The organism is Streptomyces sp. 35G-GA-8 (assembly GCF_023534745.1).
GTDB lineage: Bacteria > Actinomycetota > Actinomycetes > Streptomycetales > Streptomycetaceae > Streptomyces.
The window spans coordinates 1-23,823 of record NZ_JAMHJQ010000036.1; the positions used below are offsets into that span (position 1 = coordinate 1).

Sequence of the window (23,823 nt, forward strand, 5' to 3'; positions counted from 1 at the left end):
CCCGGATGCGGTCCTCGGCCCTGGCCCGCAGCCGGTGACGGAGCTCGAGCTCGGCGATCGGCCGGCCGGGCGTGTTGGTGGCGAAGCAGGTGAGCCTCATGCCGTCCGCGTCCGTGAGCCTCAACTGGGCCCCAGGATGCGGACGCTCTTTCCTCACGATCAGCCGCACGCCCTCGGGCCGGCCGTCCAGGACGTCGCCGGTGAGCTCGGCGACCCAGGCCCCGTCACGGACCTCGCCGTCCGCCCCGACGGCCGGCGTCCAGGCCGAGGCGGGAACCTTCAGGACGTGGCTGTGGATGACGTCGGTGATCACCATGCCGACCGAGTAGGACAGCCACCGTCCTCGCTGGGCGAGCCAGGCGACGAAGTCGTGGGTACCGCCCGCGGAGTCCGTGCGGACCAGGGTCCGGCGCCCACGCCGGTACTTCTTTGGCAGCTGGGCCAGGGCCAGTTGGGCGGCGGTGATGTGGTCGGACGCGGTGTTGTCGGGTAGCCCCAGCGCATTACTGCGCCGGGGCCCCCTCAGAACCGTGCGTGCCCGCTTTCCAGGCACACGGCTCAAGCAAGCCCCAAAGGCTCGCGGGCAGGCAGAACTGCTGGTCCCGGTGCGCGGGCGGTGATGCGCCGTCGCGCGCAGTGGGCGTGCATGAGGCAGCGTGCGGTGTCGTCTGGCGGGTGGCCGTCCTCAGTGGCGAGCGCCGTGCGGCGGATCGCCTTGCGGACGGCGGTGAGTCACTGCTCCCACTCGGTGGGACTTTGCGGCTCTTGATCGGCGTGCAGCAGCAGAGTGCCGCAGCCGGGACAGCGGCCGTGCTGCGCGTGTAGCAGCCGCAGCACGAACGGCCCCAGCGGGGGCTTTCGCCGCCGTCGCCGATCAGCCCAGTAACCGGTCAGAGCCGGGTCGTCCGGAGACGCCCTGCCTTTGACCAGCCGATGTCGGACGATCTTCGTCCAGGAGAACTTCACCAGGTAGCGGCCGGTGTCCCGGTCGCCGAACACCCAGCGGTCCCGTCTGGAGTGGTGGAACGCGCCGAAGTACCGGGCCACGACCCAGCGTTTCGACTTGTTCGGGTGCGCCCGCAGTCCCCACCGGTAGGTGAGCCGCCACAGGTAGTGGTCCAAGGAGGAGAAGATCTCCTTGGACACCCCGGTGCGGTAGTAGGCCGCCCAGCCCCGGATCACGGGGTTGAGCTTGTTGATCACCGCTTGGGCGTTGGCCCCGTGTAGAGCCTTGACCTCGGCGGCGCGCCTGCTGCGAATGCGCCGCACCGCTGCCTTGCTGGGCTTGGTCAGCAGCTTGCCGTTGCGGTAGCGGCGGACGTTGAACCCGAGGAAGTCGAAGCCGTCTTCGAGACGGACGACGTGCGTCTTGTCCTCGTTGAAGGCCAGTCCCCTCGGCGTCAGCCGCACCGCGAGCTGCTGCTTGACCTGCCGGGCCTGTTCCCCGCTGACGCACAAGGCCACCAGATCGTCGGCATAGCGGATCACCACGGGGGTGCCCGGCTCCGACTTGCCCGCGTGCCTCATCCCGTCAGGGAAGTACCGGACCCCGGCGGCTTGTTCCAGCCCGTGCAGGGCGACATTCAGTAGCGTGGGGCTGATCACCCCGCCTTGTGGAGCTCCCTCCTCGGTCGGGGTGAGTTGTTCACGCTCGACCACGCCCGTCTTCAGCCACTGCCTGATCTGTTCCCGCGCGGGGAACGTGCCGAGCTGGCGGAGAAGATGGTCGTGGTCGATGCGGTCGAACGCCGCTGCCAGGTCCGCGTCGAGAATCCACCGGCGGTGCGGATTCTTTCCCCCGACCGCGTTGAAGATTGCCTCGATGGCGTCATGGCAGCCACGGCCGGGCCGAAAACCGTACGACTTCGGCTCGAAGGGTGCCTCCCACTCGGGTTCCAGCGCGTTGAGGGCCCGCGCCTGGAGAGCGCGATCAATGATCACCGGGATACCGAGCGGGCGCTGTTTCTTCCCTCCTGCCTTGGGGATATACACCCGCCTGACCGGCCGGGCCCTCCACGTGTCGGCGGATCGCTGCATCCAGTCGGCCAGTTCGGCCTTGCCCTGGGGCAGCAGCACCACCTTCCCGTCGATCCCGGCGGTCGTGCGGCCAGCGTTGATCTCCGTGACCCGGCGCACGCTGAGCAGCGTGTTGGCGCGGGAGCGGAGCATCAGCTTCTGCAGATTGCGGACCCTTTTCAGGTCCCCTGCCTGCGATGCCGTGAAGATGCGTTGCCGAAGTCGCCGTACGTCGTCTTCGACCTGCTGCCAGTCGACGGCCAGCCAGTCGGTGATCTCGTCCCCAGGTCCGTTCACCGCAGCCTCGGCTGGGGCGTCCAACTTGTCCCTCGGTTCGGGGTGTTCGAGTATCTGGTCTCCACAGACTCACCCGACCCACGTCGGCACCCTTTCGAGTTCGGGCACGTGCCCGTATCCGGCCGGTTATGCAGGGCGATCGGCGGAGGGCCGAACGTGTTGCCCCGTCTTCCCGCTGCCTTTCAGCTGCCGGCGTTCGCTTCTTGGGTCATCCTGTTCCCGCCCGGAGGGCTGGGCCTTCCTCGCAGTCGGCTCACCGCTCAGTCGCCTGAGCGGACCCCGTCGGGGTTTCCACGTTCCACACAGTTGAGATACGATCGGGGTGGGCGCTCTCTATACCCCGGGGACGGTGGTGTCCTCCCGGTCGGCGGTTCGCAGTCCGACCGGCACCCGCCGCTTCTCCGCGGCCAGTCCCTGCACTCCGCTGAAGACTCCCGTCTGGCGGAGCCCAAACGTGACGAGGCATCATCAGGGGTTCACTCGCGTTCACCCGTCCGGTCTTCCCCTTGCCTGTGGCCCCCGGACGGATCGGGAACCCTTGGGCGTCTTCTTCGAGCTCCGCACCCCACTGTTGCCAGTGACGCACGTCGAAGCGGGGACGGGCCTGGACACTGGCCCGGATCTACACCTTCGACATCAGTCGAACCTCCAATCGGTGCAACCACTCAAACTGTGCGACCTCGTGTCGCACCGAGCCTGCGTTCCCCGGCCTCAGCAGAGCCGCCACGGGCTCCCCGGTGCCTCCCGGTCCTCGACGAAACCCATGAGCGGGTGGTGACCATAGGTCCGCTTCCAGGTCGGGGCTGCGTCCTCCTTGTCGGAGTGCGCGATCGCCAGTACCCCGTCGAGATCGACGGTCACCATCCCGCCGGTGTCGGGCGCGGCCCGGCCGGCCGTTCGCCAGACGCGCTCGCGTGCTTCGGCCCGCGCGGAACGGATCGCCCGCAGGGCCTTCTCCCCGGAGGCCGCGAGGGAGTCGAGCAGGCGGGAGACCGTTGGGTCGGAGGCGACCGGCCCGAACACCGCCGGCTCGGCCCGCAGCATGCCGACATCCGCGAGACAGTCGCCGCCCAACGCGACCGCCAGGGCGACGTCCAGGAGGACCTTCCCGGGATCGTGAACGGCCCGTGGCTTCCGCCACGGCCCGAGTGCCTCGGATATCGCGGTGTCCAGACCGGCCTTGCGGACCGTCTCCACCAGCAGGACCGAGCCAGCCTGCGAGACCACCTGACGGCCGTCGCCCTGGACGCGGATAGACGGGTATGACCCGGTAGGCTCTCTCACCTGGAAAGTGCTCTTTTCCTCGCAGCCAACAGGACCCTCAGCAAGTCCTATCGTTGCAGGTCAAGGAGGCGTGCCCGAGGCCGACGGCCTTCGTGTAGCCGAGCCCTCGAGCAGCGCATTGCGGAGCCTGGCAGCTGACGAGACGGGACGCCGCAGCCCGCTCCCGCAGGGGGCCGCTGCCATCACTGGCGCCTCCCCAAGCCAGCGGCCTCATCCGCGGGCCGCCGTACAGGAGTTCGTGAAGACAGCGCCTCTGCGGGACACCGCGCAGGGACATGCGTACCGGGTTTCAAACCAAGCAGGAGGATCCCAGCAGTGCTTTGAGGTCGCCGAAAAGCGCCGGGCTCGGTGTGACGCGGTGTCGGTCGAGACGCAGCACCGTTGTCTTCTGTCGGCCTTGGACCTTGATGCGTACTTCGCTGTTGCCGCGATGGTGGCTGAGGATCTCCCCGAGTCGGGTGACCAAGGGCGGGGTTACCCGGTTCTCGAGAATGCTGAGGATCACTGGGGCATCGATGCCTGCATTCGACAGGTCGGGGACCTGCATCTCCATGGCGACCAGCCGCGGCACGTCCTCGCGCTTGTCGAGGCGGCCCTTGACGAACACGACGGCGTCCTCGACGAGTTGCGTCGAGACCAGCTGGTAGGTCGCCGGGAAGAACATGCACTCGATGGAACCGGCGAGGTCCTCCACCGTGGCGATCGCCCAGGCGTTGCCCTGCTTGGTCATCTTGCGCTGCAGGCCGGAGATGATGCCGCCGATGGTGACGACCGCGCCGTCCGCGTGCTCGCCTCCGGTGAGCTGGGCGATGCCCGCGTCGGCCTTGTCGGAGAGCACGTGCTCCAGGCCGAAGAGGGGGTGGTCGGAGACGTAGAGACCGAGCATCTCCCGCTCCTGGGCGAGGAGATAGGTCTTCTCCCACTCGTCGGTGGTGAACTCGACGTCGAGCCCGAAGCCCGGCTCGCTGCTCTCCTCCTCGCCCATGCCGCCGAAGAGGTCGAACTGGCCCTCGGCCTCCTTGCGCTTGACCGCGACCACGTTGTCGATCATCGAGTCGAAGTGCGCGGTGAGGCCCTTGCGGGTGTGCCCCATCGTGTCGAAGGCGCCCGCCTTGATCAGCGACTCCGTGGTGCGCTTGTTGCAGGCGACGGCCTCGACCTTGTCGAGGTAGTCGGGGAAGGAGGCGTACTTCCCCTTGGCCTTGCGGCTGCGGATGATCGACTCGACCACGTTGGTGCCCACGTTGCGCACCGCTTCGAGGCCGAAGAGGATCACGTCGTCGCCCTGGGCGGCGAAGTTGTGCTGCGACTCGTTGACGTTCGGCGGGAGCACCTTGATCTTCATACGCCGGCACTCGTTGAGGTAGACGGCCGACTTGTCCTTGTCGTCCTTGACCGAGGTCAGCAGCGCGGCCATGTACTCGGCCGGGTAGTTGGCCTTGAGGTACGCGGTCCAGTAGGAGACGAGGCCGTACGCGGCGGAGTGGGCCTTGTTGAAGGCGTAGCCGGCGAAGGGCACCAGGACGTCCCACAGGGCCTGGATGGCCTCGTCGCTGTAGCCGTTCTTCTTGGCACCGGCCTGGAAGATGGTGAAGTTCTTCGCCAGCTCCTCGGGCTTCTTCTTGCCCATCACGCGGCGGAGGATGTCGGCCTCGCCGAGCGAGTACCCGGCGATGATCTGGGCGGCCTTCTGCACCTGCTCCTGGTAGACGATCAGGCCGTAGGTGACCGCGAGGACCTCTTCGAGCGGCTCCTCCAGCTCCTTGTGGATCGGTGTGATCTCCTGGCGCTTGTTCTTGCGCTCCGCGTAGTTGATGTGCGAGTTCATGCCCATCGGGCCCGGCCGGTAGAGGGCCGAGACGGCAGAGATGTCCTCGAAGTTGTCGGGCTGCATCTGGCGGAGCAGGGAGCGCATCGGGCCGCCGTCGAACTGGAAGACGCCGAGGGTGTCACCGCGGCAGAGCAGTTCGAAGGTCTTGGGGTCGTCCAGCGGGAGCGCGAGCATCTCCAGGTCGATGCCCTTGTTGGCCTTCACCATCTTGATGGCGTCGTCCATGATCGTGAGGTTGCGCAGGCCCAGGAAGTCCATCTTCAGCAGGCCGAGCGACTCGCACTGCGGGTAGTCCCACTGGGTGATCGTGACGCCGTCGGTGTGCCGCACCCAGATCGGGGCGTGGTCGACGATGGGCTCGCTGGACATGATCACGCCGGCCGCGTGCACACCCATCTGCCGGACCAGGCCCTCGACGCCCTTGGCGGTGTCGATGACCTTCTTCACGTCCGGTTCGTTCTCGTACATCGACCGGATCTCGCCCGCCTCGCTGTAGCGGGGGTGGGAGGGGTCGGTGATGCCGTTGAGGTCGATGCCCTTGCCGAGGACGTCGGCGGGCATCGCCTTGGTGAGCCGGTCGCCCATCGCATACGGGTAACCCAGCACCCGCGCGGAGTCCTTGATGGCGTTCTTCGCCTTGATCTTGCCGTAGGTGCCGATCATGGCGACCTTGTCGGCGCCGTACTTCTCGGTCACGTACCGGATCACCTCGACGCGCCGGCGCTCGTCGAAGTCGATGTCGACATCGGGCATCGAGATGCGCTCGGGGTTGAGGAACCGCTCGAAGATCAGTCCGTGCGGGATCGGGTCGAGGTCGGTGATGCCCATGGCGTACGCGACGATCGAGCCGGCCGCGGAGCCACGGCCGGGTCCGACGGCGATGCCCTGCTTCTTCGCCCACATGATGAAGTCGGCGACGACGAGGAAGTATCCCGGGAAGCCCATCGAGATGATGGTGTCCATCTCGTACTCGACCTGCTTCATGCGGTCGTCCGGGATGCCGTCCGGGAAGCGGCGGTGCATGCCGCGCATGGTCTCCTCGCGGAACCAGGTGACCTCGGTGAAGCCCTCGGGGATGTCGAACTTCGGCATGAGGTTCTTGGCCTCGAACATGCCGGAGGTGTCGACCATCTCGGCCACCAGCCGGGTGTTGTCGCAGCCTTCACGCCAGACGTCTGAGTTGACCAGGGCGTACATCTCGTCGGTCGACTTCAGGTAATAGCCCCCTCCCGCCAGTCTGAAGCGGTCGGGGTCGGAGAGGTTCTTGCCGGTCTGGATGCACAGCAGCGCGTCGTGCGCGGTCGCCTCGTGCGCGTAGGTGTAGTGCGAGTCGTTCGTCACCAGCGGCGGGAGGCCGAGTTTCTTGCCGACCCGGAGCAGGTCGTCGCGGACTCGGTGTTCGAGGTCGAGGTCGTGCTCCATCAGCTCCAGAAAGAAGCGGTCCTTGCCGAAGATGTCCTGGTAGTCAGCGGCTGCCTGGAGCGCCTCGTCGAACTGCCCCAGGCGCAGCCGGGTCTGCACCTCTCCGGAGGGGCACCCGGTGGAGGCCACGATGCCCTCCGACCACTGGGCGAGGACCTCCTTGTCCATCCGCGGCCATTTCTGCAGCCAGCCCTCCGAGTACGCGTCCGAGGAGAGCTTGAACAGGTTGTGCAGGCCGGTCTTGTTCGTCGCCCACATGGTCAGGTGGGTGTAGGAGCCACCACCGGACACGTCGTCCCGCTTCTGGTGCGGCTGGCCCCACTTGATCTTCCGCTTGTTGCGGCGGGACTCCGGCGCCACATACGCCTCCATCCCGATGATCGGCGTGACGCCCGCCTTCTGAGCGGAGTGGAAGAAGTCGTACGCCCCGTGGAGGTTGCCGTGGTCGGTCATCGCGATGTGCGTCATGCCCATCTCGTTGCTGACCTTGAACATGTCGTTCAGCCGCGCGGCGCCGTCCAGCATCGAGTACTGGGTGTGGACGTGCAGATGTGTGAATGGCGGCTTTGCCACGGCTTTGGCCTCCAGGTGCGAGGGGGACTATTGAGGGGAGTCCCGATAGGCTAGCTGCAACCGGTGGGCGGGCGCATTGTTGTTGGAGGTGGCGTCCGGGTCACGTCCGGGGCCAGGTGCTGGTGCTGGCGGTGCAACAGGGAGGCCAACACGTCGGGCTCTTGGTCGATTTTGCGTCAAACGCCACACACGAGCACGGCGTTTGAGGCTTTTGTCGCCCTTGGTCTTGGAAGGCCGACCTGAAGGCGTCATTGCCGCAGGCCTCGGCGCGGTGCACCATGCGGTCGCTACTACGATCGATGCAGCTACCAACGAAAGGCGCGGGGGCAGGATGTAGACGTTTCACCAGTACGGAAACGTGAAGAAGATGCAGGCGCTCAGCAATCACAACTGGGACTACGCCCTGGAGGAAGGCGTCCACGGATGCGTGCTGGAGCCGAGCAGCGGAGGGCTGCTGCGCACGCCCGACGACAGAAGCATCGTCAATATGTCGTCCTACTCATATCTGGGACTTGACGAACACCCCAAAATCATTGCGGCGGCCGCTGCTGCCGTTCAGCGCACCGGGGTCCTCAACAGCTCGCTGTCGCGCGTGAGGATGGCCATGCCGCTCCTCGAGGAGGCCGAAGCCGAGCTGAGCGACCTGTTCGATGCGGATACCGGGACCATCAACTCGTGTGCGGCGGCGGCCTGGGCGACCTTGCCCGTTCTGGCTTCGGGTCTGCTGACAGGGGAGAATCCTCCCGTTGTCGTCTTCGACAAGAGGGCGCACTTTTGCATGCTGGCGCTGAAGGCGGCCTGTGCTGACGAGACGCAGGTTATGACCGTGCCGCACAACGACATGGAAGCCCTCGAGGAGATATGCCGCGAGCATGAGGCCGTTGCATACATATGTGATTCTGTTTACAGCACCGGTGGGACCGTCGCGCCCATCCGCGAACTCATGCGTCTTCAGGCGGAGTACGGATTGTTCCTGTACTTCGACGAAGCCCACAGCACGGTAGTGGGGGCAAACGGGCGCGGCCACGCCCTTCCGGCCCTCCCGCACGGCCCCGTGGACTCCCTCTCGCACATGCGGCATTGGCATCCCGGGGTCGTGCAGGAGGTCGCCCCGACGGGGGTGCTGGACCTTGGCCCCGGATACATCGAACCGGGCTTGCTGCCCGTACAATGGGAATCATCTGAATCCGCTTCGGACAGCGCACCCCTTGCGCGTCTGGTCGCCTCGGAGGTGAGCGATGTCGAATTTTCGCCAGTGTGGTCAGGATCCGGCTAACTTCACATCCATGACACTTTGAGTGAAGATTTTTACTCCTTGACCCCGTTGGATTTAGGCAGAGGATACGTCTTCACATATGGAGAGACTCTGCGCAAGGGAAATTTACTTGATTAACGCAATTCGTTAGATCTGCCATAAGTAACGGGGGATACAGTGTTGAGGATTCACTTCACAGTCACAGACATAGCGAACACAAAGATGGCAGCCACCCTGGGGCCACTAGCAGAGAGCGCCCTAGCGCTTTACCTTTACGGACACAATGGCGACGCCTTTTTTCATAAATGGCGCCACTCCGTGCGCGCAGCCCTAGGAGGCGAAGCACACCGCATCGCTACCCTTTCCCAGAAGTTCCGCACGGTTTCCGAAGTTCCGTTGCATTTCCCCGAAGCCTTCGCGCCCGGTGCACCCACGACCGGATCCGAACCCTTCGGAAATAATCGGGAGCAGTCCCGGGTACTCCTCGATCTGTGCGAGATATCCGTGTTGCCGCAATGGGACGACATCCGTCGTCAGCTCGACGGTGCTCGCGACAACTGGGGCCGGGTAGCCATCGCACACGGCGTCGATCGCCTATTGGGGTCCATGCACCCCAAGGTGCGCTGGCACTCGCCGGTTCTGGAGCTGCGGGACCACCCCACGCAAGACGTCCACCTGCGCGGCAGCGGGCTGCTCCTGGTCCCCTCGTACTTCCTCTCCGGCCAGACCTGTCTGTTCCTGGAAGCCAGGCAGCCACAAGCCATGCACGCCATTGCTTTCCCGGTCACTTCTTCCAGAGGCGACACCGGCAATGGCGAGGACCGCAACGTCGAAGCCCTGGGCGCTCTGGTGGGGCACACGCGCGCCGCCGCTCTGGCGGAACTGGCAGAAGGCTGTTTCACCAGCGAACTCGCCGACCGGCTCGGTATATCGCTGGCCGGCGCCAGCAAACACACCGCCATACTGCGCAGGTCGGGTCTGATCACTACAGCGCGCAACCGCAACACGGCACTCCATGCCCTCACTCCGCTGGGCGCGGCCCTGCTCCGCAGCAGCGGGTTCCTTCCGGAAAATCCGGCCACCAGAGGAACCCGACCAAGCCACCCTCCCAGTGGCGGGAGGCGACTCAGCCGGATTCCGTGTGATCCGACTACGCATGAGCACACGCCCGGCTCAGCGGAGACAGTCGGCTGTTCGATGGCTGTCACCAGATCGACTGAACACTAAAGATGAGGAGCGCCTTGATGAGTTCGAATCCCTTTGACGACCCCGACGGAAAATATCTGGTACTTATCAACGAAGAGGGTCAGCACTCCCTCTGGCCGGAATTCGCCGAGGTCCCCCAGGGCTGGTCCGTTGCCCTCCCTGCGGCCGACCGGCCCTCTGCGGTCGCGTACGTCAACACCCACTGGACCGACATGAGACCGCGCAGCCTGGCGCGGGCAATGGGAGAGGCATAGCAGCCGGGCGGCGTTCGAGTAGGCGGGGTTGCCCCGGCTCCGTCCGGCTGGTGCCAGACGTCGTCACCGCGTTGTTCCGGATCATGACGGAGTACATCAACCCCGAGTGGCCGGTAATGGTCATGACGCCGGCGTATCCGAAGTTCTTCAAAATCGCCGATGCCCTGGGCCGCCGGAGCATTGGCGTGGAGCTGCTCCGGGAACCCTCCGCCTTCACACTCGACCTGGAGCGTGTAGAGGGCCATCTGAAGACCGAGGGCCCGTGTCTCGTCGTCCTGTGCAACCCGCACAATCCGACAGGGTCCGTTCTGAAGGAGGGTGAGCTAGTACAGCTGGCGGAGCTGGTGCGCAGGCACGGCGGCATGGTGATCAGTGACGAGGTCCATGCCCCGTTGGCCTACCCCTCCGCCACGCACCTCCCCTTCGCCTCGCTGCCTGGTGAATCAGCGTCGAGCATCACTTTCACGATCACCTCGGCGTCCAAGGCATGGAACATCTCCGGCATCAAGTGTGCAGAAGTGATCCTGCCGCACCGGAACGCCGTGGCAGCATGGGATGGCTCCGAGATGCTGCGCTCGACGTCGAACTCAACCTCCACCCTGGGGGCTGTCGCGGCGATGGCCGCGTATCTCGACGGCGCAGAGTGGCTGGATTCGGTGATCGACTATCTAGCCGGAAACCGCGACGTCGTCAGCCTCTCCGCCCGCACCGAGCTGCCCGTCATCGGCTACGTCGAGCCAGAGGCTTCGTACCTGTCGTGGCTGGAACTGCCTGAGTGGCTCGGCCAGGGCAACGCAGGCCCTGCGGAGTTCATCTCGCGGGCAGCCAGAGTGTCGGCCATGGAGGGTGCCGACTTCGGGCCGGTCAGCAAGGACTTCGTCCGGTTGGGCTTCGCAACCTCATGGCCCGTTCTCCTCCAGGCGCTCGACCGGATAGCCGACGCGATAAAGGGAGGCCCGGTGAAGTAACCCGACGCCGCGAGCTTCGGGCGCAGCGGCACCCCCGCTACGCACAGGGAACGACCGCCCCTCTCCCGCGTCCACGCCTGCCGCGCCGCGGGCCCGGCGAGGACGCAGCCGGGCGCTCGTGACGGGGGCGGGTCAAGAGACCGCTGGGCATCCCGCTACAGGCCGGCGAAGAGCGTATTCGCGCGGCGGCGGCCGCCCGGATCGGCTGTCGGGGGCCCCGCAGCCGCGCTCCGAGCGCCACACGGAACCTGGCCATGCCTGGAGAACGAAGGGATAGAACACTCAGCGAAGACAGGGCTAGTGAGACAGACGTGACCGCGCAGACCACCAGCAAAAGAGCCTGGGCGACGGTCGCGGTTCTCTGCGTGTGATGTCGAGCTGCTGCAGCGGGCCGGCCGACTCCCTCACATGCAGCACTTATGTAGTGACCAAACCTTGCAAGTCGCAAATGAGGAGAAGAATGGACCACCATCTGTCCCCCGAGCACGAGGAACTCCGCAGCACGATCGAGGCGTTCGCGCACGACGTCGTTGCCCCCAAGATCGGCGACTACTACGAGCGCCACGAGTTCCCGTACGAGATCGTCCGCGAGATGGGCCGCATGGGCCTGTTCGGCCTGCCCTTCCCCGAGGAGTACGGCGGCATGGGCGGTGACTATCTCGCGCTCGGCATCGCGCTCGAAGAGCTGGCGCGTGTCGACTCCTCCGTGGCGATCACACTGGAAGCGGGTGTCTCGCTGGGCGCCATGCCGATACACCTCTTCGGCACGGACGAGCAGAAGCAGGAGTGGCTGCCCCGGCTCTGTTCCGGTGAACTGCTCGGTGCCTTCGGTCTGACCGAGCCGGACGGCGGCTCGGACGCGGGCGGCACCCGCACGACCGCGGTGCGGGACGGCGACGAGTGGGTGATCAACGGCTCCAAGTGCTTCATCACCAACTCCGGTACGGACATCACGGGCCTGGTCACGGTCACCGCCGTCACCGGCCGCAAGCCGGACGGCCGTCCGCTGATCTCCTCGATCATCGTGCCGTCGGGGACGCCCGGGTTCACGGTCGCGGCGCCGTACTCGAAGGTCGGCTGGAACGCCTCGGACACGCGCGAGCTCTCCTTCTCGGACGTGCGGGTCCCGGCGGCGAACCTCCTCGGTGAAGAGGGGCGAGGATATGCCCAGTTCCTCCGGATTCTCGACGAGGGCCGGGTCGCCATCTCCGCGCTAGCGACGGGTCTCGCGCAGGGTTGCGTGGACGAGTCCGTGAAGTACGCCAAGGAGCGGCACGCCTTCGGGAAGCCGATCGGGGCGAACCAAGCGATTCAGTTCAAGATCGCCGACATGGAGATGCGGGCGCACATGGCGCGGGTCGGCTGGCGGGACGCGGCGTCGCGCCTCATCGGCGGGGAGCCCTTCAAGAAGGAGGCGGCGATCGCGAAGCTCTACTCCTCCACGGTCGCTGTCGACAACGCCCGCGAGGCCACGCAGATCCACGGCGGCTACGGCTTCATGAACGAGTATCCGGTGGCCCGGATGTGGCGGGACTCCAAGATCCTGGAGATCGGCGAGGGCACCAGCGAGGTGCAGCGCATGCTGATCGCCAGGGAGCTGGGCTTCGTCGGGTGACGCCGACCCCCGGGGTTCCATTCACGTCGCCTTCGCCAACGGGAGCGGCAACGATCAGTAGTTAGATGGGGGCTTCGGTCCGGGGTTGAACAGGAGTACTGGAAAGTGCTCCTGTTTCGCCCCTTCCTCGGCGGGCGGACGCCGTCTGCGGACAGTGGCAGCGGGGCCAAGGGGCGCTGGTGGCGGTCCCTAGTGCTCTGACCGCATGGGTTCGCCGGGTTGGCGGTCGTGGCGGTTGGATGTGCGGTGACGCAGGTCGGCTTCCCCCTGCGCAGTGAGCGAGAGGAGCTGGCCGGGCCGGTACACGTTCTCGGTGATGTCCTGATGCAGTAGCCCGTCGGCGACCAGTCGCTGCACGGTCTGCGGGAAGACCGCCGGGTCCTGCCACTGGGCCTTCTCCCGCGAGATGTACGGGTCCTCGCCGATCGCGTTGCGGCTAAAGCGAACACCTCCGGCCGCAACCGCTTCGAGGGCTACCAGCCCGCGCTCCCCGGCGACGGCCCAGTCGTCGTCTCGGTGGGGCCTCGTCTTCTGGCCCTGCCCGTGGCTCTTGTTGCTCGCGTGTTGAGCAGGCTCGGGGGAGGAAAGAAGCCGGCGGTAGGCGGACAGGGACTCGACGAGCTGGCTGTATGCCCGGTCCTGCTGGGCCAGGCCGTCTCCGAGGTCCGGGAGAGCTGTGCGCAGCAGCGCGTACGAGACCTGGGCTCGGCCGACTTCACCCCGACCAGTGCCTTCGAGCAGCCGCTGAGCGCGCTGGACCGCGTTGAGCACGCTCTCGTGTCGCTCGTCCAGCGCCGCTGCGGTTTCGATGACGCGTGTAGCGGCCTGGTGCAGCGGCTCCTCCGGACCATGCGCGAGGGCGTGCACGCTGACATCCCCGACACCGAGCACTTCGACGACGAGCTAAGGCCCAGGGTGTGTGTCTGCGTCGTACGGGTTCACTCCGTCGTCTCCATCCGGGCGAGCAGGGAGCGGACCAGAGCGGGCAGGCTCCCGGGATCGTTGTCGAGCCGAGGGCGGTCGCTCACTTCGCTGAGGAGATCGGCGTCATCGAGCAGGCCACTGGAGATCTCCATGCAGGCGTCGGTGATCCGGGCGGCGGCGAGCAGCGACTGGGAGAGAACCTCGACGTAGTCGTCCGGCGCGAGGCCGGCGGCCTCGGCTGCGGTGCGGACCGCCTCCAACTCAAGTGCGTTGAAGACGAAGTCGAACTCGTCGTCCCGCTCCGCACCACCGGACGCGGAGACGATCGGGGCGCGTGGCTCCGTGGGTATGCCCACGCGGGTACAGATCTCATCGACCGAGGAGGTCAGCTCGGCGAACGACTCGGTGAGCCACCCCAGCGCGGAGGCGTAGGAGGCCAGAGCGAACAGGCCCGCCGAACCAGCAGGGCGTGGCTCGGTGGCCACGAAGCCCTCGAACCGGTCGTTCAGCTCGGTGATCACGCGGGGCCCAGCGGCCAGCGGACCCAAGACGGGATGCAGGTAGGAGCGGGCGGCGGCCGTCGGGTACTCGGCGGCAGGGATGCCGCCGACGTTCTGAGCGGCCTCGGTGAGGAGATCCGCCAGCTCTGAACTGGTGAGCGCAGTACGGTCGTTGGTCATCGCTGGGCAACCTTTCGAGAAGCATTGGCCGAGGGCGGCGCTGGTGACGGGGCAGCCGCGCGGCCCGTTGTCGGCCGTTCGGTGGTGAGCGTCGAGCGAGACCGGGCGGCCTGCACGCGGGCCTCCGTGGCGGAGTCCGGGCCGATCCCTTGCTGGGGCTCGGTCCGTAGGTGGGCCGCGCGGTAGACCGCGTAGTCCTTCCGGCTGCCAGCCGCCACGAGGTAGATCTCGCGCTTGTGGGTCGAGGTCGGTGGCGCTTGGCGGAACTGGATAACCAGCCGGTAAGAGACCTCCGGGTCGACGTACACCTTGTGGAATCCGGCGAGGCGGCCCTTCAACGGCAAGCAGTCGTCGCTTCCGTGGACCAGGTTCTGCAGCTCCAGCAAGGCCAAATCGCGTATCTCAGACGGGAGTTCCCGCAGGTCGGCGATGGCGTCAGGGTGCGCGGCGAAGGCGAAGCGGGCGCGGCTCACAGCAGCCTCCCCTGAACCGCGCGCTGGACCGGTACCGCCGCTGTCGCGCGGGGCGCGTCGAGCCCGGTCTGCGGTGTCGGAGAGGTTCCGGCGGACCGGGAAAGGGCGATGCGGGCGATGCGGGCCCGGACGACAGCACCGTTGTGGTCGCTGTACTTCGGAGGCTCGGGCAGCGGTTCGCTGCGCTCGTCCAGCCAGGTCTGGGCGACGCCGACGTCGGGGAAGGCGCCTTCGCGCATCGTGTACGTGCCGGCACCGTGGTTCCACTCCTCGTAGAAGAGGCGAACCGGTGCCTGGGTGGCCTGGGAGTCGTTGACGAGTGTCCACGCCTCGCTGGGGTTGTCGTCAGAGGTGTAGGTGTCGAGGACCTCGTAGCGGGTGCCCGACTTCTGGATCTGCTGTTCCACCTGGAGGGTGAGGTCGTCGGCGGGCTCGATGTAGTCGCCACCGCGCAATGCGATCCGTTCGAGCGGGCAGCCGCGCTCTGCCAGCCAGTTCTGTGCGAAGGACGCCGTGGCGTGGTGACTCGTCTCGAACGTGAACGTGGACTGCCGCAGATCCCGAGCGACTGCGATCGCAACGAGCTGTGGCTCGCCGGGTATCCCCCAGGTGACCGATCGGTCGTGGGCGAGAACGAAGCTGTACGAACCGTTGGGCGTGGTGTGGTGCTGGGACAGCACCGTCAAGTCGCCAGTCCAGAGGGCCTCCATCGCCTCCTCGGAGTCGTCGTCGACGGGCGAGAGATCGTCGAGGTCGAAGTCGAGAATGTCGTTCACGCCGCCACCCCCGCCTGCTCGGGCGCCGGGGTGGCCAGCACCCGGTGATTGGGGCGAGTTGCGCTGGTCGTGCAGGCCGCGAACGGTCCGTCGGGCGCACGCAGGTGCGCCAGGGTTTGGTCCAGGTGGTCGCGATGCCAGGTCGAGGGGCCGGACAGGCCGGCCTCCGTGTCGGTGAACTGCTGCCAGGCGAGCCAGAGTGCGTGGAGCCGGGCGACGGCCTCGGGGTGTTCGTGCCAGTGCGCGCACCAGGGACGGCTCGTGCTGATCTCCCGGCCGTACACCGGCAGGAAGAGGTAGTTCACCCAGTCGCTGAGGGCAGCGAGTTCGACGGCATATTCCTTGCCGCCCAGGGCGAGGATGAACACCGAGGCAGGGCCGTCGGGCTTCTTCCCGTCAGCCGCCTCGGCTTCCGGAGCGCCGTCCGGCGGCTGGATGGCGCCGGATTCGGGCTCGGAGCCGAGGCGGTCGAGGATGACGCCGTGCTGCCTGACCTCGGCCATGGTCTTGGCGAGGGTGCTGGCGAGGTCGTCGAGGTCTGCGTCGGGGACGCGGTACGGCTCGGGGCCGGGGGAGGCCGGGCTGGTGTCGGCCATGGGGGTGTGCTCCATCTGTGAGACGGCGACATGCCCGAGAGGATCCGGAGAATCAGCGGTTTGGTCCGGCCGGAAAAGCGCGGTAGTGGAGCGCTATCGGTTGGCGCAGCGGGGACAGCGGGGGAAGGGTGGTGCCAGCAACTGCAAGGCGCGCGAAGCCTGTTGTGGGACGACGCCGTTGCCGAGCGCGGTGAGTTGCGCTGGACGGCCGAGCCCCGGAGTCGCGGTGACCCAGCCGGCGTCGAGGCCCTGCATCCACTCCACGAAGTCCGCGCGGAGCCGACCGGCGCCGTCCGTGGGGGCCGGGGCCGGGCGGGTGAGGCTCTCCCATCGGGTGATGGCGGATCCGTACGCTCCCCATCGCCGGTCCGCGCCCCCGCCTCCGGCGTCTCCTCCGCCCAGAGGGGCAGGACCACCGCCGACAAGGGAGGCCGCCATCCCTTCCCGGGGCGGTGGCCCGGGGTGCCCGTGTCGCTGGCCCTCGGCGTCGGCAACAGAGACGCAGCCGCACTGGGCAGGGTCATGTCGCCATTTCCGTGCCGCTGGTTCGGCGAACCCTTGATTCCGTCCGACGCCTTCGGGGTCGGCAGCAGCAGCCACTCGACCTCGTCGGCCAGGTTCGGACCGTGCCCCCCGCTCTTCCGCTTCGATGGATGCTGGCTGCCGCCGTTCTTCCCGATGTTGCTGGTCGGCGTCTTCAGCAGGGTGCCCGGCGGGCCATGCGGCGAGGAAGGTCCGCTCGCGGCGGTGCGGGGCCCCGACGTCGGAGGCGCGAAGCACGAGCCACTTCGCGTCGTACCCGAGGTCGGCCAGGGATCCGAGTACGGCACCGAGTGCCCGCAGAGCAGGCTGACCTGCGGTGTCTCCGAGACACCACGGGCAGGGTTCCACGTCGCCAGGGGAACCGGCGGGGGAGGTGAGGAGGCCGCGCACATTCTCGATCACAACCAGGCAGGGTCGGAGGGCTGCGACCGCACGGGCGACGTGCAGCCAGAGCCCGGAGCGGGTCTGGGCGTTGAGTCCGGCCCGGCGGCCGGCGACCGAGACGTCTTTGACAGGGGAAGCCGGCCGTCAGGACGCACACCCGGGGGACGGTGGACCAGTCGACGGCGGTGATATCGCCCAGGTTCGGGACGCCGGGCCAGTGGCGGGCTAGGATGCGTGAGGCGTTCGGGTCGACCTCGGCATGCCAGGCGAGCGTGCCGCCGAGCGCGGACTGCACACCTAGGTCGAGGCCGCCGTACCCCGAGCAGAGAGACCCGATCAACGGGGTGGCGAGGCTCGGGGCCGTGACGCGTAGGTCCGGCGCGGCTGCGGAGATGGGGTAGATCAAGGCGAGTTCCAGGGGCAGAAGAGGCTGGTGGGGAGGGGGCCTCACGGGTGGCCGCGCGAGGGTGGTCGGGCTGCTGACAGCGTGGGGAGACGGCTGGCCGGGGCTGGGGGTGACGCGCCTGGGTGGGGTGTGCTGCGGGCGCGGGCGGCCTTCACTCGGTCGGGCGGCGGCTCGGCCGCCGACGGAGCAGATGCCGTGGTCTTCGGAGCCGGACTGCTGTTCGCGGTGGCCCAGCGGGCACGTACCTCGTCGAGCGGACCGAGTTCGTGCAGGGCGTGGTTGATCAGCCGGCCGGGCCCCAGAACCTCGTCCTGGGCCAGGGTCCGGATGGCTCGCGCGGAGGCGGCGGCGGTGCGGGTGACGGAGGAGCGCATCACCCGCTGTCCGAACCAGTCGGCGCTTCCGGGGACCATGCCTTCGCAGACGGCGGTCAGCTGCTCGCTCGACACAGTGCCGTCGGCCAGCAGACCGCGTCGCTGGGCCTCCCAGAGCAGGGTGATCCGGTCGATGGGTTCGCCCCGGTGGTGCAGCGCGCCCAGGCACCGGTAGAGCTGCCCGTGGGTCGGGTCGGCGAAGTCTCCCGGCCGCAGCCAGGCCACCACCTCGCCCATGGCCCCCGGCTGTTCGGCGAGGACGGCCAGGAGGAACCGCTCGTCGTCGGCGACCTGGCCGCTCTGCGCCGGAGGCGGGATGTGCGTGGCGGCAGAGGGCCCGGCGGTGGGTGGAACCGGTCGAGGGTCGGTTCCCCAGCGTCGCGCAAGGTCGGTGAGTACGCCGGTCAGGACGTCCGCTGTGCGCAACGCTCCCTCGACCTCGCCCTGGACGGCGTCGGCCCGAGCCGCCTGGTGGAGACGGATCGCGTGCTGGGCGAGGGTGCGGTGAATCGCCCCCTCCAGCACCATGCGGCCGTACACCGGGGCGTGCTCGGTTCGGGGACACGCCTGGATCAGGGTGTGGGCGTACGCCGCGGTCAGCCCGCGCACGTGCTGTCCGGCCTCCTCGATCGCGTCGGTCACCCACGACAGCGGCAACGGACCAGCGGCAGAGAGCGCGGGATGCCCGTCGTTGCGCAGCTTGCGGAGCGCGGCGAACAGCGCCTGGTGGACGGGCCGATAGAAGTGGCCCGCAGCGAGCCACTCCAGGTGCGTGAGCTGCTCGGGGTCGAGGAGCGCGGCGCCGAGGACCGCCTGCTCGGCACTCATCAGCGGGTTCACCGCCGGCCTCCGGGATCAACGGAGGACGCCTCGTCCTGCCGGATGAGAAGGTTGGCGACTGCCTGGTCGGCAGCGGCCATCGACAGCGCGAAGTCGTCCAGGACGGCGGTGAAGGCGGGATCGGAGGCGGGAACCGAGCCTGCCCCGCCGTCAAGCCACCACCGGCCACCGCGCAGGACGACCGGAGCGTGGGCCAACCGCCCCTGCTGTGGTGTGGGCGCGCTCATGCTGACAGTCCAAGATCGTCCTGGCCGATGCTCTTCGCGAGGGCACGCTCGGTGATGGCCTTCGTGGCGCGAGCGGAAGCCGGGCCGACCACCTTGGCGGAGGGCTCCTTGTACCAGGGCTTGAGGTTGAGCATGGCGACCCGGATGCCGGTGGCCAGCAGCAGAACCTTGCCCTTGGGTAGGGCGCGGATGGCGTCCGGCGGAAGGATCCGCTCCGTGCGCATGCTCACCGAGGTGGACTTGCCGCCCTCGCTGGTCGACACCGAGGTGGTCTGGACGTCGTGATCGCCGACCTGACGGCTGAGCCGGTCGGCGAAGTCCGCGTCATCGATGCCAGATCCGATGATCTTGACGGTGGCGGCGGAGTACAGGGCGTCCATACCGGCCTCGCCCCAGCACCGCTGGCCCTGACGGTAGGACTGCAGGATCGTCATCGGGATGACGCCTCGGCTGCCCAGGTGGCTGTAGAGATCAGGGAGGTCCGAGATGCGGCAGACATTCGCCGCCTCGTCGAGGACGCACAGGGCGGGCGGATCGAGTCGCCCGCCGGAGCGCTCGGCCACGATCACGGCCGCGCGCATCACGGCGTCGGCCGCTGCCGCGATGATCGCGGACGCGCTGCCGCCGCCGTCCTTGCTTAGCAGGTACAAGGTGTCGCGGGACGTGGCGAAGGCGAACGGCTGGAACTCGGGAAGGTCGTCGTTGGGGGTGACCCAGGCGGCGACGTCCGGGTCGAGCAGGCAGCTCGCGTACTGCCTCGCGGTCTCATAGATGCCGTCGCGCGTTTCGGTCGCGCCGGAGACGGTGCCCTGGAGCTGGGCGGCGACCGCATGGTGGCCCGCGTCGGTGAGCAAGTCCACCGGGGTGCGGTCGGCCGGCATCGCGAGCCAGGCCAGGACGTCGGTGATCGGCCGCCGGTGGGACGCGGCGGCGAGGAAGAGGGCACCGAGGGTGTTGCTCGCGGCGGTGGACCAGAAGTCGGAGCCGCTGGACTCGTCCACGCTCGCGGTCACGAAGTGCCCCGCCAACCTCCTAGCCCCGGCGAGATCGCGGGCGTCAGCGAGGATGTCCCACCACATCTCGCGCGGGTGGTGGGCGATCTGCTGCGGATCGAGGGTCCAGATCGTGCCGACCTCGGCACGGGCGTCCACCGTGGTGGTGAAGGCGTCGTTCGCGGCTTTGTTACTGGTGAGCAGGACCGGGCCCGGTGCCGAGAGGATCGCGGGGATCGCCAGCCCGGACGTCTTGCCGGAACGCGGGGCCATGATCGCGACGATCACGTCCTCCCAGGACGCGCGGACCTCCGCACGACCGGGATCGAGGGTGCCGAGCAGGATGCCGCGGTCAGCGGGCAGGACCTCTTTTACTCTCCCGGCCGCCCAGGCTCGGGCGGAGGCTCTTCGCCTTGGCGACGATCTCCTTGTCCAGCAGCGGCGCCAGGTCCGCCTTGCGGGCGAGGCCGGACTTGGGCCCGGCACGCCAGCGCATCCACAGCACGGCAGCGGTGACGACCAGGGCAACGGTGAACAGGGCGGGGACGATGCGGGCGCCGACCATCAGCATGCTGGTGCTCAAGGCCGGCCACATCACCTTCGGGTGCAGCAGCGCGTCCGTGACGCGGAAGGGGGCCCATATCCCGCTTCCGACGAAGGTGTTGGTGAGATTTCCGGTCAGCCAGGCCAGGGAGCCGAAGGCCATGGCGGCGCCGAGGATGCCGAACAGGAGGTAGAGGAGCGCGTCCGACCCGGTGGTGGTCGAGGGCGCGCTGGTGCGCGGGGAAGGCATGGCGGTTCCTTGGGTGTGCGAGCGGGCGGGGGCGGGGCGCGCTCGGCTCTCGTGCAGCTCATGGGGGTACTCCTGGACGTCTGAGGCGGAACGTTTCAGCGGGGTCGGCCGGCAGAACGAGGCGCGGGCGGAGGTGCTGCGGTGGCCGGCGGACTGCCGGTCGACGGCGATGTTACGGCGCGCGGCGAGGAGGCGCGAGCCGCCCGCTGCCGGTCTGAATCGACGTTCCGGGCAGCGGACGGCACAGGAGCAGCCTCGGCACCGAGGACATCGTCGAGCAACTCCCGGCTGCGCAGGACGTTGACCATCTGGTGGTGCCGGAGGTCCGTGCGTTCTGCTGGACAGGTAGCGAGACCGTCCTCGGCGACTTCCAACTGCTCACGGACGTCCTGGAGCATCCCGTACGCGGCTGCCAGTCGTGTCCACGTCTCGAAAGTCGGATTGTGATGCGGGTCGTCGAAGTCGAGACGGGCGCGAGTCCAGTCGGCGGCAGAGGCGACGAGTTCGGTCAGCTCGGGCAGAGCCCCGACGAGTGCGCCGTTGACCTCCTCGATGATGCCCGCCACCTCATCGGGCGAGGCGTCCTCGTGGAGGCGAGAAGTCATCCCGCGGACCGAGTACGGATCGGCGGAATCGCTGGGCAGGTGCCTGACCTGCAGCGGCTTGTCGGAGCCCGGTGCCGCGCTGCGGTGGGCGAGCCGGATGTTGTGCTGCATTGCCGCACCGACTGCCTCGCCGATGCTGGAGTAGTGCTCGGGCACGTTTGCCTCTTCGGGTGAGTGGTCCTTGACGGGTGAGTCGAGCGGGGGCGTGCGACGTACTGGTTGCCGACGGCGAAGAGAGCGGCCGGGGTCACCGTCGGGGGGTTGAGGCGCGCGGTGGGTGACCCGTCGTAGAGCAAGGCGCTGGCCGGGAGTTGGACGCCGAGGAGACCTTGGCCTGGTTCGCCGCAGGAGAAGTGGCCAGAGCGGCACCACGGTGATCACGGACGGTCCGTGCTGCGGAGTAACTCGTCGAAGCGGTGCCGACGCGGCGTAGCTCGGCCTCGGAATCGACGAGTTCGGACTGGGCCGACCTGACGAACTCCGAGGCGAAGCCGAACCGGTCGGCGAGCGCATACGCGTCGTCGTCCAGGTCGTTGACCTGTTCTCCCGCTGCTTCCAGCGCCTCCCGGACACGCTCCAGCGCACCGTGCTCGGGGTGAAGGAGGTGGTCAACTGCCCGCTGAAGGCTGGCTCCGTCTTCGGCCGCACGGATCTGGTCCGTGATGCTGAGAAGTTCGGCTCCGGCGGCGTAGGGCCCCAGCGCATGAACCGGAGGGCTCATCCGGGCCGTGTCCAGAGACGGCGGAAGGGTGACGTCATAGCGAGCGGCTCGAAGCATCTCGGCCGCATGGCTGGCGATGGCGGCCTGGTCGGCGAGCGGAGTGGTGGTGGGCAGACGATGGCGTCGGCCGTGCCAGTCGTCGATCTGCTTGAAACCGGCGTGACGGAGGAGCTGCGCGGAGAGGTCATCAGTAGCGCCCTTGACAACGACGCTGCCGCTGAACTCGGACGTGATGGTGATCGAGGTAGGCACGGAAGTCTCCGGGGCAGAGGGAGCGAAGGACCCGTTGGAGGTGGGCCAGTGGGCAGAGCGTCCGGCAAATCCGGGGTTTGGTCCGGCCGAGAATCGCTGGTAGAGGCCGCACGGAGGCGGTCAGCCGGGTGCCCCGCCGCAGCAGGGCACCCGGTCGGTCAGAAGAAGGGATTCTCTGTCGGCCGGTCGGCCCCGGTGGCGGCTCGGAGCAGTTCGATGAGGTCATCGGGCTCGGACGACCTCTGGTCTATCCACCACCCGGCACGGGTCACCGTACGAGCGTTCTCCTCGATCTCCGCCCACTCCGCTTCGCTGGTCGTGCCCTGCTCGGGATCAGCATCGAGACCGCCACAGCCCGGACGAAGGTCGGCGGCAACTGGACTCGATACGCGGCAGAACTCCCCGACCGGACTCATCCTCGGACATGACCTTCAAGCCCCTGATCAAGAAACCCGGTGCCCCACCGGCACCAGGGGTCCTAGGGTCCAATGCATGGATGCTGAACGACTTCAGGTCTCTTCGCAGAGATGGATGGCAGCGGCTCTTGCTGCGTTCTCCCACGGCTCGGAGTCGTACGACTTCGCGGTCCACCATGCCGGGATCGCCGCCGAGCACCTACTGAAGGCATTTCTCGTCTCTTTGCACCCGAGTCTGGTGGTCGAGGGGAAGGACTTCGACTCCCTTCTGCACGCCGCTGGGCAGGGTGGACATGCTTCTGCACCAATCACCAAGATCAAAACAATTGGGCTGGTCGAGGCACACTCCCGCACCTACCGGATCCTCCGGAACAAGATCCCCATTAGCCAGCAGGACCTGCTTCCCCTAGCCAACGCACGAAATGGAGTCGCGCACAGCGGCCTCCATGAGGTCACGGACGTCCGCACCGTGTTCACCACCTGCCTGCGCTTGCTAGACCCGCTCCTGGTTGAGCTGAACATCTCTCCCGCCGCCTACTGGGGCCCCTACCAGGATCTTCATGACGAACTGATCCGAGAGCGGATCCAGGACACGACCCTTCAGCTGCAGCAGAAGCTTGCTCAAGCCCGAACCACGTTCGAGCACCGCTTCGGACACCTCGGCCCTCAGGAGCGCATCGCGGTCCTGGCCGCCGCAACCCGCCGTCCCGCTCGCGCAAGGGACTGCGTCGAGAAACCCTGCCCCGCTTGTCATTCGAGGGCGTGGTTGCACGGCACCACCATGCTCAACGAGGAGACGAAGCTAGCCCGATTCACCCCTGGCACCTTCTGGTGCCTTGCCTGTGACCTACAGGTCCAAGGCGAAGAGCTCCAGGAACTGGGAGACCTTGGGAAGGAGACGCTGGTGGAGACGAACCGCCGAGTCTTCCTCGACTTCGAACCTGAGACCCAGAAGATCCCTGAGGAGGACTGGGAGCCCGACGAGGACTTCCTCAGAGGTCGCTACTGAACTTGAATGTGTGATGTCGGCCTGATCGTGTCAGTTGGTCATGGTCAGGCCGGTGCCTATGAGGCAGCCGTCGATGAGGTGCGGTCGGTAC

At 67.5% G+C, this 23,823-nt stretch carries 18 protein-coding genes and 4 pseudogenes; 6 read left to right on the plus strand and 16 right to left on the minus strand.

What is annotated here, in order from left to right:
- From M1203_RS37905 to dnaE, 4 genes and pseudogenes are all read right to left on the minus strand, one after another.
- Positions 1-484: pseudogene (locus M1203_RS37905) on the minus strand (transposase); the annotation flags it as partial.
- A gap of 248 nt (positions 485-732) precedes the next feature.
- Positions 733-2,313: a group II intron reverse transcriptase/maturase gene (gene ltrA / locus M1203_RS37910; protein WP_249954422.1), complete on the minus strand. Its 1,581-nt coding sequence runs from the start codon at positions 2,311-2,313 to the stop codon at positions 733-735.
- Between the two features lie 691 nt (positions 2,314-3,004).
- Positions 3,005-3,597, minus strand: a pseudogene (locus M1203_RS37915) (transposase); the annotation flags it as partial.
- 289 nt (positions 3,598-3,886) lie between these two features.
- Complete coding sequence (dnaE, locus tag M1203_RS37920) at positions 3,887-7,423, minus strand: DNA polymerase III subunit alpha (RefSeq protein ID WP_249954423.1); 3,537 nt, start codon at positions 7,421-7,423, stop codon at positions 3,887-3,889.
- A gap of 367 nt (positions 7,424-7,790) precedes the next feature.
- On the opposite strand from dnaE, the gene M1203_RS37925 reads away from it, so the two are divergent.
- The 5 genes from M1203_RS37925 (at position 7,791) to M1203_RS37945 (ending at position 12,721) form a co-directional block, all read left to right on the plus strand.
- A complete protein-coding gene (locus M1203_RS37925) occupies positions 7,791-8,699 on the plus strand; it encodes an aminotransferase class I/II-fold pyridoxal phosphate-dependent enzyme (RefSeq protein WP_249954440.1) in 909 nt (302 codons plus the stop codon).
- A gap of 201 nt (positions 8,700-8,900) precedes the next feature.
- The gene (locus M1203_RS37930; protein WP_249954424.1) at positions 8,901-9,905 is read left to right on the plus strand and encodes a helix-turn-helix transcriptional regulator; all 1,005 of its coding nucleotides are present in this window, start codon (positions 8,901-8,903) and stop codon (positions 9,903-9,905) included.
- Positions 9,906-9,922: 17 nt separating this feature from the next.
- Entirely contained in the window at positions 9,923-10,138 is a 216-nt protein-coding gene (locus M1203_RS37935; RefSeq protein WP_249954425.1) for an MbtH family NRPS accessory protein, read from the plus strand.
- A 50-nt stretch (positions 10,139-10,188) separates the two neighbouring features.
- Positions 10,189-11,106 (plus strand): aminotransferase class I/II-fold pyridoxal phosphate-dependent enzyme, encoded by a 918-nt coding sequence (locus M1203_RS37940; RefSeq protein ID WP_249954426.1) that lies wholly within the window; start codon positions 10,189-10,191, stop codon positions 11,104-11,106.
- Positions 11,107-11,566: 460 nt separating this feature from the next.
- Positions 11,567-12,721 (plus strand): acyl-CoA dehydrogenase family protein, encoded by a 1,155-nt coding sequence (locus M1203_RS37945; protein WP_249954427.1) that lies wholly within the window; start codon positions 11,567-11,569, stop codon positions 12,719-12,721.
- A 189-nt stretch (positions 12,722-12,910) separates the two neighbouring features.
- Here M1203_RS37945 and M1203_RS37950 read toward each other — a convergent pair whose 3' ends face one another.
- From M1203_RS37950 to M1203_RS38010, 12 genes and pseudogenes are all read right to left on the minus strand, one after another.
- Entirely contained in the window at positions 12,911-13,588 is a 678-nt protein-coding gene (locus tag M1203_RS37950) for a large ATP-binding protein (RefSeq protein WP_249954428.1), read from the minus strand.
- 71 nt (positions 13,589-13,659) lie between these two features.
- A complete protein-coding gene (locus tag M1203_RS37955) occupies positions 13,660-14,325 on the minus strand; it encodes a hypothetical protein (RefSeq protein ID WP_249954429.1) in 666 nt (221 codons plus the stop codon).
- Positions 14,322-14,798, minus strand: a complete 477-nt coding sequence (locus M1203_RS37960) for a hypothetical protein (RefSeq protein ID WP_249954430.1) — start codon at positions 14,796-14,798, stop codon at positions 14,322-14,324. The genes M1203_RS37955 and M1203_RS37960 overlap by 4 nt, the downstream gene beginning before the upstream one ends.
- Complete coding sequence (locus M1203_RS37965; protein ID WP_249954431.1) at positions 14,795-15,574, minus strand: glycosyl hydrolase; 780 nt, start codon at positions 15,572-15,574, stop codon at positions 14,795-14,797. The genes M1203_RS37960 and M1203_RS37965 overlap by 4 nt, the downstream gene beginning before the upstream one ends.
- Positions 15,571-16,170 (minus strand): DUF4913 domain-containing protein, encoded by a 600-nt coding sequence (locus tag M1203_RS37970; RefSeq protein ID WP_249954432.1) that lies wholly within the window; start codon positions 16,168-16,170, stop codon positions 15,571-15,573. Before M1203_RS37970 ends, M1203_RS37965 begins: the two co-directional genes overlap by 4 nt.
- Positions 16,171-16,263: 93 nt before the next feature.
- Positions 16,264-17,160, minus strand: coding sequence for a DNA cytosine methyltransferase (locus M1203_RS37975; RefSeq protein ID WP_374404807.1), 897 nt, complete (start codon positions 17,158-17,160; stop codon positions 16,264-16,266).
- A 121-nt stretch (positions 17,161-17,281) separates the two neighbouring features.
- A pseudogene (locus M1203_RS39155) lies at positions 17,282-17,548 on the minus strand (hypothetical protein); the annotation flags it as partial.
- A complete protein-coding gene (locus M1203_RS37985; RefSeq protein WP_249954433.1) occupies positions 17,545-18,717 on the minus strand; it encodes a DnaB-like helicase N-terminal domain-containing protein in 1,173 nt (390 codons plus the stop codon). The pseudogene M1203_RS39155 and the gene M1203_RS37985, both read right to left, overlap by 4 nt.
- The gene (locus M1203_RS37990) at positions 18,714-18,944 is read right to left on the minus strand and encodes a hypothetical protein (RefSeq protein WP_249954434.1); all 231 of its coding nucleotides are present in this window, start codon (positions 18,942-18,944) and stop codon (positions 18,714-18,716) included. Before M1203_RS37990 ends, M1203_RS37985 begins: the two co-directional genes overlap by 4 nt.
- Positions 18,941-20,729 (minus strand): annotated as a pseudogene (locus M1203_RS37995) (type IV secretory system conjugative DNA transfer family protein). The gene M1203_RS37990 and the pseudogene M1203_RS37995 overlap by 4 nt, the downstream one beginning before the upstream one ends.
- 95 nt (positions 20,730-20,824) lie before the next feature.
- On the minus strand, positions 20,825-21,490 hold the full coding sequence (locus M1203_RS38005; protein ID WP_249954437.1) for a hypothetical protein: 666 nt from the start codon (positions 21,488-21,490) through the stop codon (positions 20,825-20,827).
- 91 nt (positions 21,491-21,581) lie between these two features.
- A complete protein-coding gene (locus M1203_RS38010; RefSeq protein WP_249954438.1) occupies positions 21,582-22,307 on the minus strand; it encodes a hypothetical protein in 726 nt (241 codons plus the stop codon).
- Positions 22,308-22,799: 492 nt separating this feature from the next.
- On the opposite strand from M1203_RS38010, the gene M1203_RS38015 reads away from it, so the two are divergent.
- On the plus strand, positions 22,800-23,732 hold the full coding sequence (locus M1203_RS38015) for a hypothetical protein (RefSeq protein ID WP_249954439.1): 933 nt from the start codon (positions 22,800-22,802) through the stop codon (positions 23,730-23,732).
- The last annotated feature ends 91 nt before the right edge of the window (positions 23,733-23,823 follow it).